Here is a 19,956-nt window from a genome sequence, read left to right as displayed (position 1 = left end):
AGATTAATATTTACATTTCTGGAACGTGAAAGGAGGACCTTATGGAACAACAAGTAGGCACTAAGCATGAAGTACCTAAACCGCATCAAGTTGTGACGAAACAACAAGCGTTGCGTATGTTGGAGACCTACTTTGGGTATACCTCCTTTAGACCGGCTCAAGAGGCTCCTATTGCATCCTTGTTGAGGAACGAAGATGTAATTGGAATCATGCCGACAGGGGCTGGAAAGTCTATCTGTTTCCAGATTCCTGCGCTCTGTAAGGCGGGCTTGACTATCGTGTTTTCTCCTCTCATTTCTCTTATGAAAGACCAAGTGGATGGTCTTTTAGTACAGAATATACCAGCGGCACTTATCAATAGTACGCTTACCCAAGCAGAGTTTAATAAAACCATGTACGAAGTACGCAGTGGCAAAATTAAACTCTTATATATTGCGCCAGAGCGGTTGAGCTCTAATTTTTTCTGTAATGTACTGCGAGCGTTACCGATTGCTCAAGTCATTGTAGATGAGGCTCACTGTATCTCTGAGTGGGGCCATGACTTTAGACCGTCTTATCGACTTATCGTTGAGTGGCTCAATTCATTACCAAAGAGACCTATCGTGGGGGCTTTCACGGCGACGGCGACGAAATATGTAGAAAATGATATAAAAAAGTTATTAGGCTTAGATAAGGCTAATGTATACGTGACGGGTTTTGATCGGCCTAATTTATCCTTCTCTGTCATCCGCACACCAAAGCGGATGGATTACGTTGTCCATTATGTGCGTCAGCACGCCAATGAAAATGGTATTATTTATTGTGCAACGCGCAAGGATGTAGATCGAGTCTATGAAAATATAACCCGTGCGGGCATCAAAGCTGGCCATTACCACGGAGGCCTCAACGACGAGGTGCGCCGTGAAATGCAGAATGCCTACGCAGATGATAAATTACAGGTTATGGTGGCGACGAATGCCTTTGGTATGGGCATTGATAAAAGCAATGTACGCTATGTGCTACATTATCAAATGCCGCGTAATATGGAGTCCTATTATCAGGAGGCAGGGCGAGCCGGCCGTGATGGGGCACCTGCTGAATGTATTTTGCTTTATAGTGGGCAGGATGTACAAGTTCATAAGTATTTGATTGAACAGTCCATCGAAACGCCTGAGCGACAAGATGTGGAGTTACGCAAATTGCAGTCCATGATTGATTACTGTTTCTGCAGTAATTGCTTGCGTAAATATATGCTTAATTACTTTGGTGAAAGCACCGTTTGGACTACTTGTGATAATTGTAGCTCTTGTAAGGGTTCTGCTGATAAGGTCAATGTTACGAAAGAAGCAAAAGCTATTTTCCGTGCCATCATGGGCACCGATGAGCGATATGGGGCATCAATGATAACCTCTATCGTCCGTGGTGAGCGAACGGACCGGATTATGCGTGCTGGCCATGATGCATTGCTTGTCTTTGGCTTACTGAGCAATGTAGATGAAAAATCTATTAAAGGTCTTATTCAGCAGTTTGTAGCATCTGGCTACTTGCGCAGTTCAACGGGAAAATATCCTGTGTTATCCTTAACGGCTGGTGCCGAAGAAGTGTTAGCAGGTCGTAAAGAGGTAGAGGAAATCAGACAACATGTGTCTGTGCCTTCTCGCACTAGTAAGTCTGCTGCCTCTGTGGCACGAGGAAAATCCAGTCCTACATCGGGCGGTTTATTTGAACATTTGCGGCAACATCGCAAGCGCTTGGCTGAAGAAGCGGGCCTTAGACCATATCTTATCTTCCCTGATACAGTACTCATAGATTTGGCAAATTTACGACCTACTACATTAGGTGAGTTTGGCAATGTTAAAGGCGTAGGGGAAGCAAAATTGAAAAAATATGGACTTACCTTTTTGCAGGCCATTGCAGAATATAAGGGATGATAAATTTTACTGTATATATGGTAGTACCATATATTTTTTAGTATGATAGTACTATATATTTTAGTAAGATTATCAAGATATACGTTAGTATTTTTGCTTATTATAAATAGATCTAGGGGGATAAATGAGCTTAGCAGATACACAATACCTCGGTATTATTGAAAATATTTTAGATCAAGGCATTTATGGTCAAAATCGCACAGGAATCGCAACGTACAAATTGCCTCAACAAATTATGCAATTTGACTTGCAAGAGGAATTTCCAATTTTAACCACTAAATTTGTAGCTTTCAAAACAGCTGTAAAAGAATTATTGTGGATTTGGCAAATGCAGTCCAATGACGTGCGCAAATTACAAGAAATGAATGTGCACGTATGGGATGAGTGGATGCGTGAAGATGGTACTATCGGTAAGGCCTATGGATACCAAATTGCGAAGTATAAGCAATTAGACAAGCTCATCAAAACTATTAAAGAAGATCCTGATAGCCGCCGAATGATAGTAACCCTTTGGAATATTGAAGATTTAGATGATATGGCGTTGCAACCATGTGCGTATGAAACCTTATGGGATGTAGGGGATGGTTACTTGAACTGCATGCTCATCCAACGCAGTGGCGACATGGGGCTTGGCGTTCCGTTTAACACGGCTCAATATGCGGCATTACAATGTATGATTGCTCAAGTAACAGGTTTAAAGCCAGGTAAATTTACACATGTCATCAACAATGCCCACATCTATGAAAATCACGTAGATGCATTGCGTGAGCAATTAGCACGTCGCAATCAAGCGTTGCCTGCTCCAAAAATTATCGTGAATCCTGAGGTAAAAGACTTCTATGACTTCACACCAGAGGACATTACCTTAGATGGATATGAACATTTAGGTAAATTATCCATGACTGTTGCTGTATAGCATTGTATTCATGACAATTGTTAAATAGCATAATATGTATGGCTATTGCTATATAGTATTGTGTTCATAGCCATTGCTAAATAGTATAATTTATGACTGTTGCCATATAGTATTAACTGAAAGAGGGCAGTATGTTAGCATTAATCGTAGCCGTAGCACATAATCGTGTAATCGGTAAAGATAATACTTTGATTTGGCATTTGCCAAATGATTTGAAATTCTTTAAGGAAAAAACAATAGGACATGTTATTATCATGGGCCGTAAGACCTTTGAAAGCTTACCGTTTTTGTTGCCAAATCGTGAGCATTGGGTAATTACTCGTGATAAAGGCTTTGATGCACCAGAAGGTGTTAAGATTTTCCATAACCCTGAGGCGGCTGCTGAAGCAGCACGTGCTCTTGATGGGGCCTACGTTATTGGTGGCGCTCAAGTATACGAAGCTTTTCTACCTTATGTAGATACTATGTATATCACTGAAGTGGACCACGAATTTGATGGGGATGCATTTTTCCCTGAATTCTCAGAGGATGCTTTCACCATCGAATCCGTAGTAGATGGCGCGGTGGATGAAAAGAACAAATATCCTCATCGTTTTGTAACCTATCGCAGAAAGGCATCTAAATGAGTGAAAGAATGTTTGCCATTATTGGCAGTGAATTAAATGTTAAGCCAAAGCAGGTGCAAGCTGCCGTAGAATTGTTGGACGAAGGCAATACGGTGCCATTTATTGCGCGGTATCGTAAAGAGGTAACGGGCGAATTGCAAGATGAGCAATTGCGCACCATTGAAGAACGCATTAAATACTTGCGCAACTTAGAAACACGTCGCCAAGAAATCATTGCTTCTATTACAGAGCAAGAAAAGATGACAGACGAGTTGATGAAGTCTTTGGAAGCTGCTACAAAGCTACAAGAGTTAGAAGACCTGTACTTGCCATATCGTCCAAAGAAACGTACGCGTGCTATGATTGCCCGCGAACGTGGTTTAGAACCATTGGCTGATATGATTATCAACGATACGGTTACCTCTGGAGATCCGTTAGAGATTGCAAAAGAATACATAACAGAAGAGGTTCCTATGCCAGAGGATGCCATACAAGGTGCTTCTGATATTGTAGCGGAAATCGTCAGTGATAGTGCAGACTTCCGGGCGTACTTGCGTAAGAAGATGTGGAATGAAGGCTTTATTCAAGCTGAATTGAGCGGTGAAGAGGAAGAACAACAACAATTCTTGCAATACGCTGAATATGCTGAGCCTGTACGTCAAATGCCGTCCCATCGTATTTTGGCGGTTAATCGCGGCGAAAAATTAGGTGCTTTGAAATTAGCTCTAACTGTACCAGGTGACACCTATGTTGCTTATATGTTACAAAAGTTAGAGAAAAATCCGAAGTCTATCTTCGCAGAGTATAAAGCGGCTGCTGTAGCTGATGCGTACAAACGTCTTATTTTCCCAGCTTTAGAGCGTGAAATCCGCAATGAATTGACGGAAAAAGCCGATGAGCAAGCTATCAAGGTGTTTGGTGTAAATCTCAAAAATCTATTGTTACAACCACCATTGGCCGGACATGTTATCATGGGCCTTGACCCTGGTTACCGTACTGGCTGTAAAATGGCGATTATCGATCAACAAGGCAATGTGCTCGATTACGGTGCGTACTATTTAACAAATAGTGAAAAGCTTCGCAAGGAAGCTCAAAAGGTATTGGCTGATAAAATCCGTAAGTTTAAGGTTACTCTTTTATCTATCGGTAATGGTACTGCATCCTATGAAACAGAGCAATTTGCGTCTACTATGATTGAAGAGGAAAAATTAGATTGCCACTATATCATTACTAATGAAGCAGGCGCATCTGTATACTCTGCATCTAAATTAGCTATCGATGAGTTACCAGATTTAGATGTAACTATTCGAGGTGCTGTATCTATTGCACGCCGTGTGCAAGACCCATTGGCTGAATCTGTTAAAATCGATCCTAAATCTATTGGCGTAGGTCAATATCAACATGACGTAAACCAAAAACAATTGACTCATACCTTGGATCAAGTAGTTGAAACTGTAGTAAATCACGTTGGAGTAGAGCTAAATACTGCATCTCCAGCTATCTTGCAGCATGTTGCTGGTATTTCTAGTGCGGTGGCTAAAAATATTGTTGCATACCGTCAAGAGAATGGTGTGTTTAAAAGCCGTAAGGAATTGTTAAAAGTGCCTCGTTTAGGCCCTGCAGCCTTTACACAATGTGCTGGTTTCTTGCGCTTACAACACGGTAAAAATCCACTGGATAATACATCCGTTCATCCAGAGTCTTATGAATTGGCAGAGCGCATCATTGGTGAATTAGGCTTTACCTTAAAAGATTTACAAGATAAATCTCAATTAGAAGCATTGCAAGTAAAATTACCTCTTGTGGATGCCGATAAAATGGCTGCCAAGCTTGATGCGGGCGTGCCGACTGTTCGGGATATCTTGGCGGCTCTTGCTAAACCAGGTCGCGACCCTCGGGAAGATTTACCGGCTCCATTGACCAGAAAACACGTAGTGAGCCTTGAAGATATCAAGGTCGGTACCGTTGTAAAAGGTACTGTTCATAACGTAGTTGATTTCGGAGCTTTTGTAGACTTTGGGCTTAAAACGAATGGTCTATTACATCGCAGCGAGCTTTGCAATAGCCGTCAACATCCATCTGATGTACTTGCGGTAGGTGATATTATCGAAGCGCAAATTATTTCTGTTGATGTAAAACGCAATCGTATCGGTTTATCTGTAAAAGCATTGCAACCGGAAAAGTCGAAGAATAACGATAATAACCATAATAGAAATAACAACGGTCAGCGTCGAAATAATGATAACCGAAATAACAACCGTAATAATGGCGGACGTCAAAATGATAATCACAATAATGGCTCTCGTAATAATGGGAATCGTCGAAACTGATAATTTCTTAGAAGGCTAGTTAATCTATATTAATAGATTTTAAATGAAACTCATTCTTGACTAAAAGTCATTATACGAAAAACCGCACCCTCTATGGTTTTAGAGGGTGCGGTTTTTCTATATAACTAAAATCTATGCATATTAATGCAGAACAGATATATCGAAAATGGTATATCTAATTGAAAATTTTAGATATAAGGAGTATGATGTAATCACAGAGGGGAAATTCCTAAATCATATTCCTAAAGAGGAGGTAATGCAATGAGCTTGAACCTTAAAGAAAGATATGGACTTTTAATTAATAATGAATGGGTAAAGGCATCTGACGGTGCTGAATTCAATGTATATAACCCTGCTAATGGCGAACAACTCGCTATCTGTGCAGAGGCTACATATGGCGATGTTGATAAAGCTGTAGAGGCTGCAACAGAAGCTTTCAAAACGTGGAAAAACGTTTCTCAAGTAGAACGTGCTGACTATTTATTGAAAATTGCGGATGCTATCGATGCTCACAAAGAACATTTGGCACAAGTTGAAACATACGACAATGGTAAGCCAATCCGTGAAACATTGAACGTGGATATTCCACTTGGGGCGGACCATTTCCGTTACTTTGCAGGCGTGCTTCGTTCCGAAGAAGGCTCTGCACAAGTATTTGACGAAAATACATTGAGCCTTATCGTTCGTGAACCAATTGGGGTTGTAGGCCAGGTAGTACCTTGGAACTTCCCATTCCTAATGGCCGCTTGGAAATTGGCGCCAGCTCTTGCAGCAGGTTGTACAGTTGTAATCAAACCTTCTAGCCATACATCTCTTAGCCTTTTGGAACTAGGCGACATTTTGAAAGAAATCTTGCCTCCAGGCGTTGTAAATATCGTAACAGGTAAAGGTTCTAAATCCGGTCAATATATCCTTGATCATCCAGGCTTCAGCAAGTTAGCTTTCACAGGCTCTACAGAGGTAGGTCTAGATGTATATAAAGCAGCATCTGAACGTTTGATTCCAGCGACATTGGAATTAGGTGGCAAATCTGCGAATATCTTCTTTGAAGATGCAAACTGGAAACAAGCTCTTGATGGGGCAATGCTCGGCATCCTCTTCAACCAAGGCCAAGTATGTTGCGCAGGTTCCCGTATCTTCGTACAAGATACAATTTATGATAAATTTGTAGCTGAACTTTCCGCTTTATTTGATAAAGTAAAAGTTGGCTTACCTTGGGAAGAATCTACACAACTTGGTTCTTTGATTTACGAAGCACAAGTTAATAAAGTACTTAGCTATGTAGACCTTGCAAAAGAAGAAGGTGCTCGCATTGTAGCCGGTGGTGTGCGTGTTACTGATGGTGAACTTGGTAAAGGTTGCTTTGTAAGACCTACACTAATCGCAGATGCTACAAATGATATGCGCGTAGCTCGCGAAGAAATCTTCGGTCCTGTAGCCGTTGTCATCAAATTCCACAGCGAAGAAGAAGTTATAGAACAAGCAAATGACAGCTTATACGGCCTTGGCGGTGGCGTATTTACTCAAAACATCAACCGTGCTATCCGCGTAGCTCGCGGTATCGAAACAGGTCGTATGTGGGTAAATACATATAACTCTATCCCAGCTGGCGCACCATTCGGTGGTTACAAACAATCCGGTATCGGTCGTGAAACACACAAAGTTATCCTTGAGCATTACACTCAAATGAAAAATATCATCGTAAACTTGAGCGATAAACCATCTGGGTTCTACGACTTAGATTAATTATATACAACTTTCCAATAAACTATAGCAAAGAGGCCCCTCGAATGAGGTGCCTCTTTTGCGCTAAATAATAGTCTATTATATGTGAAAGTATACGGTATGTTATAATTGTAGCCATACGAAAATGTATTGTTTTGAGAGGACAATATAAACCATGATTCATTTAGATTATCTATTAATTATAGGAATATTGCTTAGTGTTTTACTATTTCTTTTGGTTGGCGTTTTCTATTATAGAAAATGTAAATTTTTAAAGGGAATAAATATTTGGTTCATAATAATACTTAGCGTTTTGTTAAGTTATTTATTATATCCCTTATATGAACTGACGGATTATAGAGAAGAATTTACTTCTATAGTTATCATCTCTGCGATAATTATTAAAATAATTATCAATTTATCTATATTTATGATTGCTGATAAAATAAGAACGAAATGGATTTCTAAATTACTATTAATTCTATGGGTTATTCTTGTTGAATGCTTGTATACGCCTATTCATTTGTCATATCTTGTTTTGTTATGTGTATCAGGTGGAATTGTGTTGATTGAACATTTAAAGGGGAAAAGAAATCCTATTTAGCTTAGATTCAGAATTACTTTTATAGCGCTCACCCTCGAAATATGATATACTATTTAAATGCGCATAGTTCGTGCGCGATAGGAGGAAACACATTTAGATGTTAGAAAAATTTGAACAATTAATGATTAGCGAACCTGTTCTAAGAGCGTTAAACGATATGGGCTTTGAAGAGCCTACGCCAATTCAACAGGAAGCTATCCCAGTTGCCATGAGCGGTAAGGACATGATCGGTCAAGCTCAAACAGGTACTGGTAAGACAGCAGCATTTGGCTTGCCTGTATTGGAACGCGTAGACGGGAATGAGCGTCACGTTCAAGTAGTTATTTTATCCCCTACACGAGAATTAGCTATTCAAGTAGCTGAAGAGCTTAACAAAATGGCTCAGTACACGAATATCACAGCACTACCAATCTACGGTGGTCAAGATATTAATCGTCAGTTCCGTGCCTTGAAAAAGAACCCTCAAATCATCGTTGCCACTCCTGGCCGATTGATGGATCATATGGACCGTGGTTCTATTAAATTTGACCATGTGAAAGTTGTGGTATTGGACGAAGCCGACGAAATGTTAAATATGGGCTTTGTTGATGATATCAATAAAATCTTGGGTGCTATCCCAGAAGACCATCAAACATTGTTGTTCTCTGCAACTATGCCTAAAGCTATCCAACAGTTAGCTGAAACATATTTGACAGAGCCAACATTGATTCGCATGAAACCGACTCAAGTTACGATGGACTTGATTGAACAATACTATATCGAAGTGCAAGACCGTCAAAAATTCGATGTTCTTTGCCGCTTGTTTGATATTCAAACACCTGAACTTGCTATTATCTTCACGCGTACGAAACGTCGTGTTGATGAAGTAACAGAAGGCCTTAAGAAACGTGGTTACATGGCGGAAGGCATCCATGGCGACTTGTCTCAACAAAAACGGGACAGCGTAATTCGCCAATTCCGCGAAGGTACCATTGATATTCTCGTGGCTACAGATGTGGCAGCTCGTGGTCTTGATATTTCTGGCGTATCTCACGTATATAATTATGATATGCCTCAAGATCCTGAAAGCTACACACACCGCGTAGGTCGTACAGGTCGTGCCGGTAAAGCAGGTCAAGCTTTCACGTTCGTTATCCCTCGTGAAATGGAGCATTTACATGCTATCGAGCGTTTAACAAAACGTAAAATTGCACGTCGTCGTGCACCTTCCTTAGGTGAAGTTCTTGAAGGTCAACAACGTTTGGCAATTGAAAGCCTCGTTGAAATGACAGATAATTTAGAAGCATTGGCGCCTTTCAAATCTAGTGCTGAGGAATTGTTGAATGATACAGATTCCGTAACACTTTTGGCGGCAGCTCTTAAATTGTTAACAAAAGAACCAGATACTACTCCTGTAAATATTACAGAAGAAAAACCATTGCGCGTACGCCGTCGTCGTGAAAGTGGTCGAAGTGATCGTCGCCGTCGTGATGGTGATCGTCGTCGAGATGACCGCCCACGTCGCAGTCGCGATGATCGTAGAAGTGATCGTCGCAATGACCGTAAAGGTGACCGCCGCAGAGATGATCGTAAATTTGATCGTCCGCGTGGCGAGAAAAAAACTCGCCATCAAAGTGAAGGTTTTAAACCTTACTTTAAAGACTAATAGGATGTGGGTTGCTTCTGTCAATCCACATTTTTTATTACTTAATAGTTAATACTATTTATCTTGATAAGTATTGAGAATTTTGGTATAATAAATAATAATTATTTCTTGTAAACGGTCGATAATGGCCTATGCCTTATAGATTTCCAAGTGGAGAAAGGTAGATTATTATGGATATCGCACAAATTTTGCGTAGCCAGGGGTTTAAAGTAACTCCACAACGTATTGCGATTTATGATGCTTTGCGTGGTCATCATGATCATCCAACAGCAGAGATGTTGTATCATACGTTGCGCCCAGAACATCCAAGCATGAGCTTGGCTACAGTGTATAAGACGATGGAGATTTTTGAAAAAATCGGTCTTGTTAAAATTCTAGAAGTTGGTGATGAGCGCGCTCATTACGATTGGGACACACAAGCTCATTCCCATATCCGTTGCATTCGTTGTAATAAGGTAGAGGACATGATGGGCATTGATTTGAAAGCTATCAAAACGATTGCTGATCAAGGTAGTGAATATCAAATCACAGGTCAACATATTACCTTCGAAGGTGTTTGCCCTGAGTGTGCAAAAAAAGAAAGTCATTAATAGATAACCCCTGTTGTTGAAGGGCTCCTTCACGGCAGGGGTTATATTAGTTATCATATATCTTTATCTATTAGTGTTATAGAATAGCTATAGTAACAAAAATAGCTATAAGCATAATACAATAGATATTAGAGTTAGGCGTTTTATAATTATAAAATTGTAGAAATCGTATAGTCATATATAGAGGAGTATTATGTTTGTAATAGGCAGTCACTTATCAATTAGCAAAGGTTATTTACATATGGGCAAGGAAGCGACTAAAATTGGGGGCAATACGTTCCAATACTTTACGCGCAACCCTCGCGGTGGTAGCATGCGAGCTCTCGATGTTGAGGATATGAATAACCTTAGTATATATATGAAAGAACACAACTTTGGTACCTTGTTGGCCCATGCACCGTATACTTATAACCCATGTGCCGCCAAAGAGGATTTACGCGCTTTTGCGAAGCAATCTATGATGGAAGATTTAGAGCGTATGGAATATTTACCAGGTCAAATGTATAACTTTCACCCTGGTAGCCATGTGAAGCAAGGCGTAGATCAAGGTATTGAGTACATTGTAGAGTGCTTGAATGAAATCTTATTCCCAGGTATGAAGACAACAGTCCTCTTGGAAGTAATGGCTGGTAAGGGTACAGAAATTGGCTCTCGTTTTGAAGAAATTGCACGCATCATCGATGGCGTAAAACTAAAAGAGTACATGGGTGTGTGTGTTGATACTTGCCATATTCACGAAGGGGGTTATGATATCGTACATAATCTCGATGGCGTTATTGACGAGTTCGATCGAATTGTAGGTCTTGATCGTTTGAAAGCCATTCATTTGAATGACTCTAAAAATCCTATGGGTGCTCATAAAGATCGTCATGAAAAAATTGGGGAAGGACATATTGGTATCGATGCTATTGCTCGCGTTGTAACACATCCTAAATTGACGAACTTGCCATTCTATTTGGAAACACCAAATGAATTGGACGGGTACGCAAAGGAAATTTCTATGCTACGCTCTATCGTAGAGAATAAATAATTAAAATACAGAAGTTAATTTAGTTATATAATAAATATGTAGAATACCTGATACTATACTAGTTATTGCAAATACATAAAGTTATTAAAACTGTTAAGGCTATTAAAGTTATATAAAATTATTGAATTTCCATAAACTTATGGGACTAATAGCTTGTTTTGGCCTTTGAATACATACATTGTGTAAGGTATAGGGAGAGCTGGAAAGGGGGACAAAATGCGTTTTTTACATACTGCTGATTGGCATTTAGGGCGTATTTTTTATGGCCAGTACTTAACAGAGGACCAAGCTCATGTGTTGGAACATCAGTTTTTTAATATTTTGAAAGATGAAAACATCGATGGTATATTGCTCGCAGGGGATATTTTTGATAGAGCGGTGCCACCCATTGAAGCTATCGAATTGTGGGACTCCATCATCACTCGTCTCGCTATGGACTGCAAGGTGCCTCTCTTTGTGGTGAGCGGTAATCACGATGGGGCGGAACGTCTTGAAATGGGGCGCTCTATGTTGGGCCAATCGGGTATCCATATTTGGGGCTCTCCTCATCACGCGTTGATGCCTTTTGAATTTGAAGGGACAGATGGCAAGGTGGCAATTTGTCCTATGCCTTTTAGTGAACCCCGGCGCATAGGAGAGGCTTTATTTGCTGATGTAGAGTCTACTAATACAGAAACTACCGATACTGAAATTGCTGACATAGTAACACCGTGTTATGAACAAAATTGTGAAAGCGTTTTGAACCTGCATAATTATGACCAAATGTATCAGGCTTGGAGCGACCACTTGTATAAACAAGTACCTAAGGGGATGTGCAGTATCGCCATTAGCCATGCCTTTGTTATGGGAGGTGAAGTAGGGGGCTCAGAGCGTACCTTGTCTGTAGGTGGTAGTGAACAGGTAAATCCTCAAGTCTTTAAAGATTTTCACTATACTGCTTTGGGACATTTGCATGGGCCTCAGCGAATGGGAGCTGATCATATTCGCTATAGTGGATCTCCATTAAAATATTCCTTTGATGAACATATGCAGAAGAAGTCTTTCACCATCATTGATATGGATACAAAGGGGAACGTAGATATTAACACGATTCCTGTAGAGGCGAAGCGAGATGTAGTTATTTTGGAAGGATATTTTGAAGACCTGTTAAATGATAAAGCATTACAGGCTAAACATAGGGATGATTATGTGCAAGCCCGTTTACTTGATACGATGCCGATTATGGATGGAATGGCTAAACTGCGCCAGGTATATCATCGTTGTATGACCATTGATCTAGTTGGTCGCGTGGCAGGGCCTGTAGCAGATATGGGTGAGGCAATTTTCAAAGAATTAAATGAACGTGATCTATTTAATCAGTTTGCAGAAACTGTGTGGAAGGAACCTTTAACAGAGAAAGAACAGCAATATATCAACTCTGTATGGGACCGAATTCTTAAGGAGGACTAAATGAAGCCTATATCATTAACTATAGAAGCCTTTGGTCCGTATCGTGATTCGGTCACTTTAGATTTTAATGAGCTTCAAGACCATTCCATGTTTCTCATTGCTGGTCCTACGGGGGCAGGGAAAACATCAATCTTAGATGCCATAGTGTATGCCTTGTATGGTGAGCCGAGTGGAGAAGTACGCAAAACAGATGCTATTCGCAGTGACTTTGCAGAACCTCATCGTATGACTCGTGTCGATTTCTCCTTTGCTATTGGCAATGCACAATATCGTGTTGAACGATTACCGAAACAGATGGTAGCAAAGAAACGTGGTACAGGGATGCGTGAGCAGAATGCTAGCGCTACTGTATATGAGAAGAAAGATGGTGAGTGGAAGGTCATTGCTACCTCTGCTGTCGTCATTCGCGATACTATTCAGCAAATTATAGGATTTCGTAAGGATCAGTTCTTACAAGTTGTGCTATTACCTCAAGGGGAATTCCGAAAGTTGCTAGTGGCCTCTACGAGTGAACGTGAGGAATTACTACATACACTTTTTAGAACGGAGCTATATCGAAAATTACAAGAAGCACTGAAGGCTGCTTATGATGAAGCAAAGGCAGGTATTGAAGAAAATCTAACTAAGCAAACTGCATTTATGCAGTCCATCCCTCATGATGGAGCGACTCCAATGGTAACCATTGAGCATGTGCGTGAGTTACTAGCAAATCGGGGCCCACATCGAGATGCTCTCGCGGTAGAACGAGATGAGGCAGTAACCGTGGTAGAACAGTTTAATGTGCTCCGAAATCAATGGTCTTTATATAATCAGGCTCAACAATCTCTTGCTGAGGCTACTTCGAAACTTGACATGGTGAAAGCAAGGAAAACTGAGCGTGTAAATCTAAGCGAAAAGGTTCAGTTCCTTAACTCTTTGGCACCAACTCATGAATTATATAAACAATATATTGAGAAACAAGCTGTATTAAAAACTTTAGAACAAGCCCTTTCAGATACGAAAGAACATGTAGAACTAGCAACTCAACATGAGGCTAAATGTTTAGACGTATACAGTGACTTAGAAGGTCAAGCTGAAAGTATACAAGCTAAAAGAACTACTTTGGCTCAATTTCAACAACAAGCAGAGAAGTTTAATGAATTAGATGTATTGAAAAAGGAATTGTCCACATTACAGAGTAATTTAGAAGAATTAGATAGTAAAAAAAGCGAGGATGCCTTAGCTAAACAACGGAAGCTTGTGAAAACTTTAGAAAACGACTTAGAACGTTTGCGTAAACAGTTACGAGATAATAACAAATTCTTAGAGGATGCTAATGTTATTCAAGGGCAACTAAATGATTTACATAGATATTCTGAATTGCTAGAAGAAATTAATAAGGTACAAAAAGAAATCGACGATAAAGGTCAAACGTTAGCGTCTTTAGATGAAACCTTGCAGGTTGCAAAGGTACATCTTGAACGATTAGAGCATCTAATGCAAGAAGGGCGTGCCTTTGAGCTAGTTCATTTAGTTGTAGATAATGAGCCTTGTCCGGTTTGTGGCTCTACAGATCATCCACGGTTAGCTGCTAAGCCGGAGATGTATCCGACTAAGGATGAAATTGAAGAGGCTCGCAAAACCCGTGACGTGGCACTGCAAAAGCAAGCTAGCGAAGTGGGACAACAGAAAACATTAGATGCTCGTCTTAAGGAGTTAGCTAAGTTAGAAGTAGAACAATGTTCCAAACTTAAGTCATCTATGGATGGTTTTTCTAAGAAAAACTTTACATCTGTTCAACAAGATTTGTTGACTAAAATGGAGCGACTTACAGCTTTACATGGTGAGTCTGAATTGTTGAGTAAGACTATAGCTGACAATGAACATAAGTTAAAAGTAGCTAGAGATAAGTTAGCAACTTTAGAACTTGCCCATAATGAATTACTTAAAAATCTACACGACCTAGAAATTCGTATTAGCTCAGTACAAGCTAACATTGATGCTCTATCTAAAACTTTACCAATCACGGATATAGATGCATGGCAAAAACAGGTAGAGTCATTGGATAGTGATATTACACTCTACGATGAGCAGGTGAAAGTTAGCAAAACTAATTTAGATACTGCTCGAGAACAATTGAATGCCAAACGCGGACGCTTAGAAACTTTGTCCTCTCAAGTAAAAGAAGAAACAAAAAATCTTATTTTGATGTATAAGAACTATACAAAGTCATTACAATCCATTTCTTTAACAGAGAATGATTTTGTAGAGGCTTTACGTGATATTAAAGAGATAGAGACCTATAGAATACAGCTGCATGCTTTGGATGAAGCCTTTAATAAAGCACAAGCTGTATATGATGCGGCGTTAAAGGTAGCAGAAACTGTGGTTAAACCAAGTGATACTGTTTCTGATGAAATCTATGCTACAGCAGTAGAGCATCGAGATATATTAGTAGGTAATCTTGCGGCATGGGATAAAGAAACAAAGCATATCGAAACTACGCTCACCTCATTAGAAGCACTCGAAGCTGCTATGGGCGAGGCTCGTGAAAAGGTGAAGTTCTTAAGCCGATTAAATGATCTCGCTAATGGTGGGGAGCAAGGCTTTAAAAATGTTACCTTTGAACGCTATGTACTGGGGGCGATTTTAGATGAGGTTGTATATGCTGCTAATTTACGACTTCAGAAGATGAGTCGCAACAGATATTCCTTGGAGAGATCCGACTATACAGGTGGTGGTCGTGGCAAGCAAGGCCTCGATTTGGCGGTTATGGATGCTTTTACAGGCCAATCTAGACCAGCAAATACCTTATCTGGTGGTGAAACATTCTTGGCCTCTATGGCGCTTGCCTTGGGATTAGCGGATGTTATCCAAAGCTATGCTGGTGGCATCCATATGGATACGATGTTTATTGATGAAGGTTTTGGTACACTCGATCCAGATACATTGGAACTCGCCATGGAAACATTGTTACAGTTGCAAGCGTCAGGACGTCTCATCGGCATCATTTCTCATGTACCTGAGTTAAAGTCTCGTATACCTGCTCATTTAGAAGTGACTCGAGGTGACGACGGTAGTACGGCAAAATTTGTTATTAACTAGATATCATAAACTAGATATAGATTTGCCAAATGTGTTACTATAAAAAGAGGAGAATTCCTACAAAAACATCCTGTATTTACGAAGGGGGTTCTATGAAGTTTTCGTTTGCTCATAATAATATAAATGTTAAAGACCTTGATAAAAGTCTAGCATTCTATAAAGAGGCGTTATTGCTCGAGGAGTCTCGTCGTTTGGAAGACCCAAGCGGTGCTTTTACCCTCGTGTATTTAAAAAGTCCTTATACAGCACATGAATTAGAACTTACATGGTTGCGTGACTGGGATCGTCCTTATAATTTGGGGGATAATGAATTCCACTTGGCATTCTATGTAGATGACTATGAAGCGGCTCTTAAAAAGCATAAAGAAATGGGCGTTGTTGCTTATGAGAATGCTGATATGGGTATTTATTTCATAGCAGATCCAGATGGATATTGGACAGAAATCATTCCGGCGGGGAAATATTAATGGAATATATGTTAACCCGTTTAGAGTGGTTGGTTGGTCCCAATAAAATCCAAACATTAAGAGACACGTCTATCGCGCTCTTTGGTGTAGGTGGCGTAGGTGGTGGTGCCCTTGAGGCATTGGTGCGAGCTGGTGTAGGTCGCATCGTCATTATCGATGGAGATTCCATAGCGCCTAGCAATTTGAACCGTCAAATGATTACGACTCATAATACGATTGGGGAACGTAAGGTAGATGTAGCAAAGGCGCGAGCTCTTTCTATCAATCCTGATGTGGTGATAGAAACTCATGATATTATGTATACTGAGGAAAACTATCCTGGATTTATTCAAAGCTTGAACGTTGATTATGTTATTGACGCCATCGATATGGTAACGGCGAAACTTAATATCATTGAGGTTTGTCAACGTGAAAGCATCCCTGTTATTTCTTGTATGGGCGGAGGTAATCGCTTTTACCCAGAAAAACTTATGATTGCAGATATCAATAAGTCTCATACATGTCCTTTGGCACGCGTTATGCGTCGGGAACTCAAAAAACGGGGTATAAAAAAACAATTAGTTTTATTTTCTACTGAAAAACCGACAAAACCACAGTTCCGTGGTGATGCCACAAGTCCTGGGACATGTAGTTTTGTGCCACCAGTGGCAGGTTTTATATTAGCAGCACATGTGTTGCGTACAATTTTGGAGGTACCTGAACAATGAAAAAAGCGAAAATCCATATGGCTGACGGCGGCGATATCGTAATTGAATTATTTGAAAAAGAAGCGCCTGGCACAGTACAAAACTTTATCGACTTGATTAACAAAGGCTTCTACAATGGCCTTCGTTTTCACCGTGTAATTCCTGGTTTCGTAGCACAAGGTGGTTGTCCTAATGGCAACGGTACAGGTGGTCCTGGCTATACAATTAAAGATGAATTAGTTGGCAATCCGCATAAACATGAGCGCGGTGCTTTATCTATGGCTCACCGTGGCCCTAATACTGGTGGTAGTCAGTTCTTTATTGTATATGAGCCACAACCTCATTTAGATGGTGTACATACTGTATTTGGTAAAGTCATTGAAGGTATGGATGTAGTTGATGGTATCCAACAAGGTGCTATCATGGAAACTGTAGAAGTAATCGAAGGTTAATCTCATGAATGAAGTATCTATTAAACATCCAGAATGGCTATATATCGATGTAAATGGTAAAACATCATATGGGTATGACCAAGAGTGGTTCACTGATGAGTGGCAACGCTTGTCTGGTTGTGGGCCTACATCGGCATCACAAGTATTGGGCTATTCGCTATTTAGGGATGGCTTATTAGATCTAGAAACCACATCCGACCAAACGCTTGCTTTAGAACGGATGAACTTAGTTTGGAAATATGTAAAGCCACGTTTTGGTGGTGGTGTTTATAAAACTCAATGGATGGAACGTGGTCTTACTCGCTTACTCGAGGATAAAAGCCTATCTTATGATGTACATATGTTGAATGTATCTCCGTTCTGTGCATCACGCGTAGAGGTGGAGGCTGCAGCTCAGTTTATACATGATGCATTGGCACAGGATGTGCCTGTAGCATTTTTAAATCGTCATAAAGGAAAAGAGAAGGCTCTCTATACCTGGCATTGGGTTCCGATTCACAAGATGTTTATGGACGGCGATGATATCCGCTGTGGCATCTTTGATGAAGGTGAAATTCGTGATTTCTCTTTGGCGAATTGGATGAAAGACACTATTTTAGGTGGTGGATTCTGTTACATTAGTCGCAAAGAGTAAGTAATAGAGCAATTAAAGTAATATACATACGCATCGCAGTGATTTGCGATGCGTATTGTAGTATAAATAGTAGGAGGTACTACATGAGTCAATGGATTACTGAGGAACAAACACCTCACTTACGTCTAAGCGCTGAAGCGGAAGAAGTGCTTTACTCTGGGGAATCTGAGTTCCAGAAAATTGAGGTTTTTAAATCAAAAGAGTATGGTATGATGCTCGCTTTAGATGGCGTGTTCCAAACATCTGAGCGTGAAGAGTTTATCTATCATGAAATGATGAGCCATATCCCTTTGTTCTTACATCCTAATCCTGAGCGCGTTTTGATTATCGGTGGTGGTGATGGTGGCGTAGCTAGAGAATGTGTACGTCATGATTGTGTAAAAGAAGTAACAATGGTTGAAATCGATGGTAAGGTTGTAGAGTTGGCAAAACAATATCTACCAACTATTGCTAAAGCTATGATTGAAAACCACCCTAAATTGACTGTAAAAATTGGTGATGGTATTGGTTTCATGGCAGAAGCAGAAGATTACTATGATGTAATTATCGTGGATTGTTCCGATCCAATCGGTCCTGGTGAAGGCTTATTTACAGAAGAATTCTATAAGAATACATTAAAAGCTTTGAAAGCTGATGGCTTGTTTGTACAACAAACAGAATCTCCGATGTTACATCAACCATTAGTGGAAAAAGTTTTTGGTTACGTTAATAGCCATTTCCCAATTGCTCGCTTATATACAGCTTTTATTCCAATCTATCCTGCAGGAATGCATTGTTTTACATTGGGTTCCAAAACATTTGATCCTCTAACATGGACTCCAAACCGTGAACAAAACTTTGAAACTAAGTATTATAATGCAGATATTCAAAAAGCTGCATTTGCATTGCCAAATTTTGTAAAAAATTATTTGCCAACTAAGTAAATAATATGTATAATGGGGAAGCACCATTTGTGAAACGAAAGTTTCCGATAGTGCTTCCTTATTTATATGGGGATTAAAGGGCTTATATTAGAGATAACACAATTAAAAGTTTCGTTTGTAAAAATTAATGAAATTGAGAAAAAGGTGTTGACACAAATCTCTAGAAAAGATATAATTCTCTTTGTTACGAAGACAATGTCTTCGATACCTACAAGGTGGTGGGTATGGTGAAGCGGTTAACACGGCGGATTGTGGCTCCGTTACGCGTGGGTTCGATCCCCACTACTCACCCCATAACCTACACATCGTAATCACTGTAGGGGTGTCGCCAAGTGGTAAGGCAACGGACTTTGACTCCGTTATGCGCTGGTTCGATCCCAGCCACCCCTGCCAACATGACTCACTAGCTCAGTTGGCAGAGCACCTGACTTTTAATCAGGGTGTCCCGCGTTCGAGTCGCGGGTGAGTCACCAAATTAAAACTCACAAACTTCGGTTTGTGAGTTTTCTATCTCTATTTTTAGAGATTTTGGTTATGATTGTGAGTATAAATTTAATCAAAAATCGGTTGAAAAAATCTTTGGAAAAGAGGTTGACGATTTAAGGTTAGATTGATATACTATACAAGTCGTTAGGGCGCAGAACTAACGTAACAGATCTTTGAAAACTGAACAATGATAGGTAATCAATCAAAACGATTGAACATATGCCAGAGTGCGGGTTTTGACAAAGTCAAAACCAACCATAATTCAAAGTTACTTCAATGTAACGACAACAAATAATGAGCTATTCAAATAGCTTCAAGATATCTTGGAGAGTTTGATCCTGGCTCAGGACGAACGCTGGCGGCGTGCTTAACACATGCAAGTCGAACGAAGAGCGATGGAAGCTTGCTTCTATCAATCTT

The 19,956-nt window shown here is 40.1% G+C and carries 15 protein-coding genes, 3 tRNA genes and 1 rRNA gene; all 19 read left to right on the top strand.

Annotation, left to right across the window (positions count from 1 at the left end; all coding sequences use genetic code 11):
• Positions 1-41 precede the first annotated feature (41 nt).
• Positions 42-1,910: a DNA helicase RecQ gene (recQ, locus tag AAA071_RS04090; protein WP_349234050.1), complete on the top strand. Its 1,869-nt coding sequence runs from the start codon at positions 42-44 to the stop codon at positions 1,908-1,910.
• 124 nt (positions 1,911-2,034) lie between these two features.
• A complete protein-coding gene (locus AAA071_RS04085) occupies positions 2,035-2,826 on the top strand; it encodes a thymidylate synthase (protein WP_278618674.1) in 792 nt (263 codons plus the stop codon).
• Positions 2,827-2,957: 131 nt separating this feature from the next.
• Positions 2,958-3,452: a dihydrofolate reductase gene (locus AAA071_RS04080; RefSeq protein ID WP_077707591.1), complete on the top strand. Its 495-nt coding sequence runs from the start codon at positions 2,958-2,960 to the stop codon at positions 3,450-3,452.
• Positions 3,449-5,761, top strand: coding sequence for a Tex family protein (locus AAA071_RS04075; RefSeq protein ID WP_278618672.1), 2,313 nt, complete (start codon positions 3,449-3,451; stop codon positions 5,759-5,761). Before AAA071_RS04080 ends, AAA071_RS04075 begins: the two co-directional genes overlap by 4 nt.
• 261 nt (positions 5,762-6,022) lie before the next feature.
• Positions 6,023-7,507 (top strand): aldehyde dehydrogenase family protein, encoded by a 1,485-nt coding sequence (locus AAA071_RS04070; protein WP_004695312.1) that lies wholly within the window; start codon positions 6,023-6,025, stop codon positions 7,505-7,507.
• 680 nt (positions 7,508-8,187) lie between these two features.
• Complete coding sequence (gene cshA / locus AAA071_RS04065; protein WP_008715062.1) at positions 8,188-9,735, top strand: degradosome RNA helicase CshA; 1,548 nt, start codon at positions 8,188-8,190, stop codon at positions 9,733-9,735.
• A 170-nt stretch (positions 9,736-9,905) separates the two neighbouring features.
• Positions 9,906-10,325, top strand: a complete 420-nt coding sequence (locus AAA071_RS04060; protein ID WP_004695325.1) for a Fur family transcriptional regulator — start codon at positions 9,906-9,908, stop codon at positions 10,323-10,325.
• 193 nt (positions 10,326-10,518) lie between these two features.
• Positions 10,519-11,355: a deoxyribonuclease IV gene (locus AAA071_RS04055; protein ID WP_021148455.1), complete on the top strand. Its 837-nt coding sequence runs from the start codon at positions 10,519-10,521 to the stop codon at positions 11,353-11,355.
• A 216-nt stretch (positions 11,356-11,571) separates the two neighbouring features.
• On the top strand, positions 11,572-12,804 hold the full coding sequence (locus AAA071_RS04050) for an exonuclease SbcCD subunit D (RefSeq protein WP_155086589.1): 1,233 nt from the start codon (positions 11,572-11,574) through the stop codon (positions 12,802-12,804).
• A complete protein-coding gene (locus AAA071_RS04045; protein ID WP_349234049.1) occupies positions 12,805-15,888 on the top strand; it encodes an AAA family ATPase in 3,084 nt (1,027 codons plus the stop codon).
• Positions 15,889-15,980: 92 nt separating this feature from the next.
• Positions 15,981-16,355 carry a VOC family protein gene (locus AAA071_RS04040; protein WP_004695332.1) on the top strand — a complete coding sequence of 125 codons (375 nt, stop codon included), beginning with the start codon at positions 15,981-15,983 and terminating at the stop codon, positions 16,353-16,355.
• Entirely contained in the window at positions 16,355-17,062 is a 708-nt protein-coding gene (locus AAA071_RS04035; RefSeq protein WP_349234048.1) for a tRNA threonylcarbamoyladenosine dehydratase, read from the top strand. Before AAA071_RS04040 ends, AAA071_RS04035 begins: the two co-directional genes overlap by 1 nt.
• The gene (locus AAA071_RS04030; RefSeq protein WP_004695336.1) at positions 17,059-17,493 is read left to right on the top strand and encodes a peptidylprolyl isomerase; all 435 of its coding nucleotides are present in this window, start codon (positions 17,059-17,061) and stop codon (positions 17,491-17,493) included. The genes AAA071_RS04035 and AAA071_RS04030 overlap by 4 nt, the downstream gene beginning before the upstream one ends.
• Positions 17,494-17,497: 4 nt before the next feature.
• Positions 17,498-18,127, top strand: coding sequence for a hypothetical protein (locus AAA071_RS04025; protein WP_004695338.1), 630 nt, complete (start codon positions 17,498-17,500; stop codon positions 18,125-18,127).
• An 83-nt stretch (positions 18,128-18,210) separates the two neighbouring features.
• Positions 18,211-19,050: a polyamine aminopropyltransferase gene (gene speE / locus AAA071_RS04020; RefSeq protein ID WP_004695340.1), complete on the top strand. Its 840-nt coding sequence runs from the start codon at positions 18,211-18,213 to the stop codon at positions 19,048-19,050.
• 218 nt (positions 19,051-19,268) lie between these two features.
• Positions 19,269-19,344 (top strand) — tRNA-His (locus AAA071_RS04015).
• Between the two features lie 24 nt (positions 19,345-19,368).
• Positions 19,369-19,443 (top strand) — tRNA-Gln (locus tag AAA071_RS04010).
• A 4-nt stretch (positions 19,444-19,447) separates the two neighbouring features.
• Positions 19,448-19,523, top strand: a tRNA-Lys gene (locus AAA071_RS04005).
• Positions 19,524-19,856: 333 nt separating this feature from the next.
• Positions 19,857-19,956: ribosomal RNA gene (locus tag AAA071_RS04000) — 16S ribosomal RNA — on the top strand; the annotation flags it as partial.

Origin of the sequence: Veillonella parvula (assembly GCF_040097785.1) — a bacterium.
In the GTDB taxonomy this organism is placed as follows: domain Bacteria; phylum Bacillota; class Negativicutes; order Veillonellales; family Veillonellaceae; genus Veillonella; species Veillonella parvula_D.
Note: the sequence above shows the minus strand (reverse complement) of the source record. Positions and strands in the feature narration are given on the sequence as shown.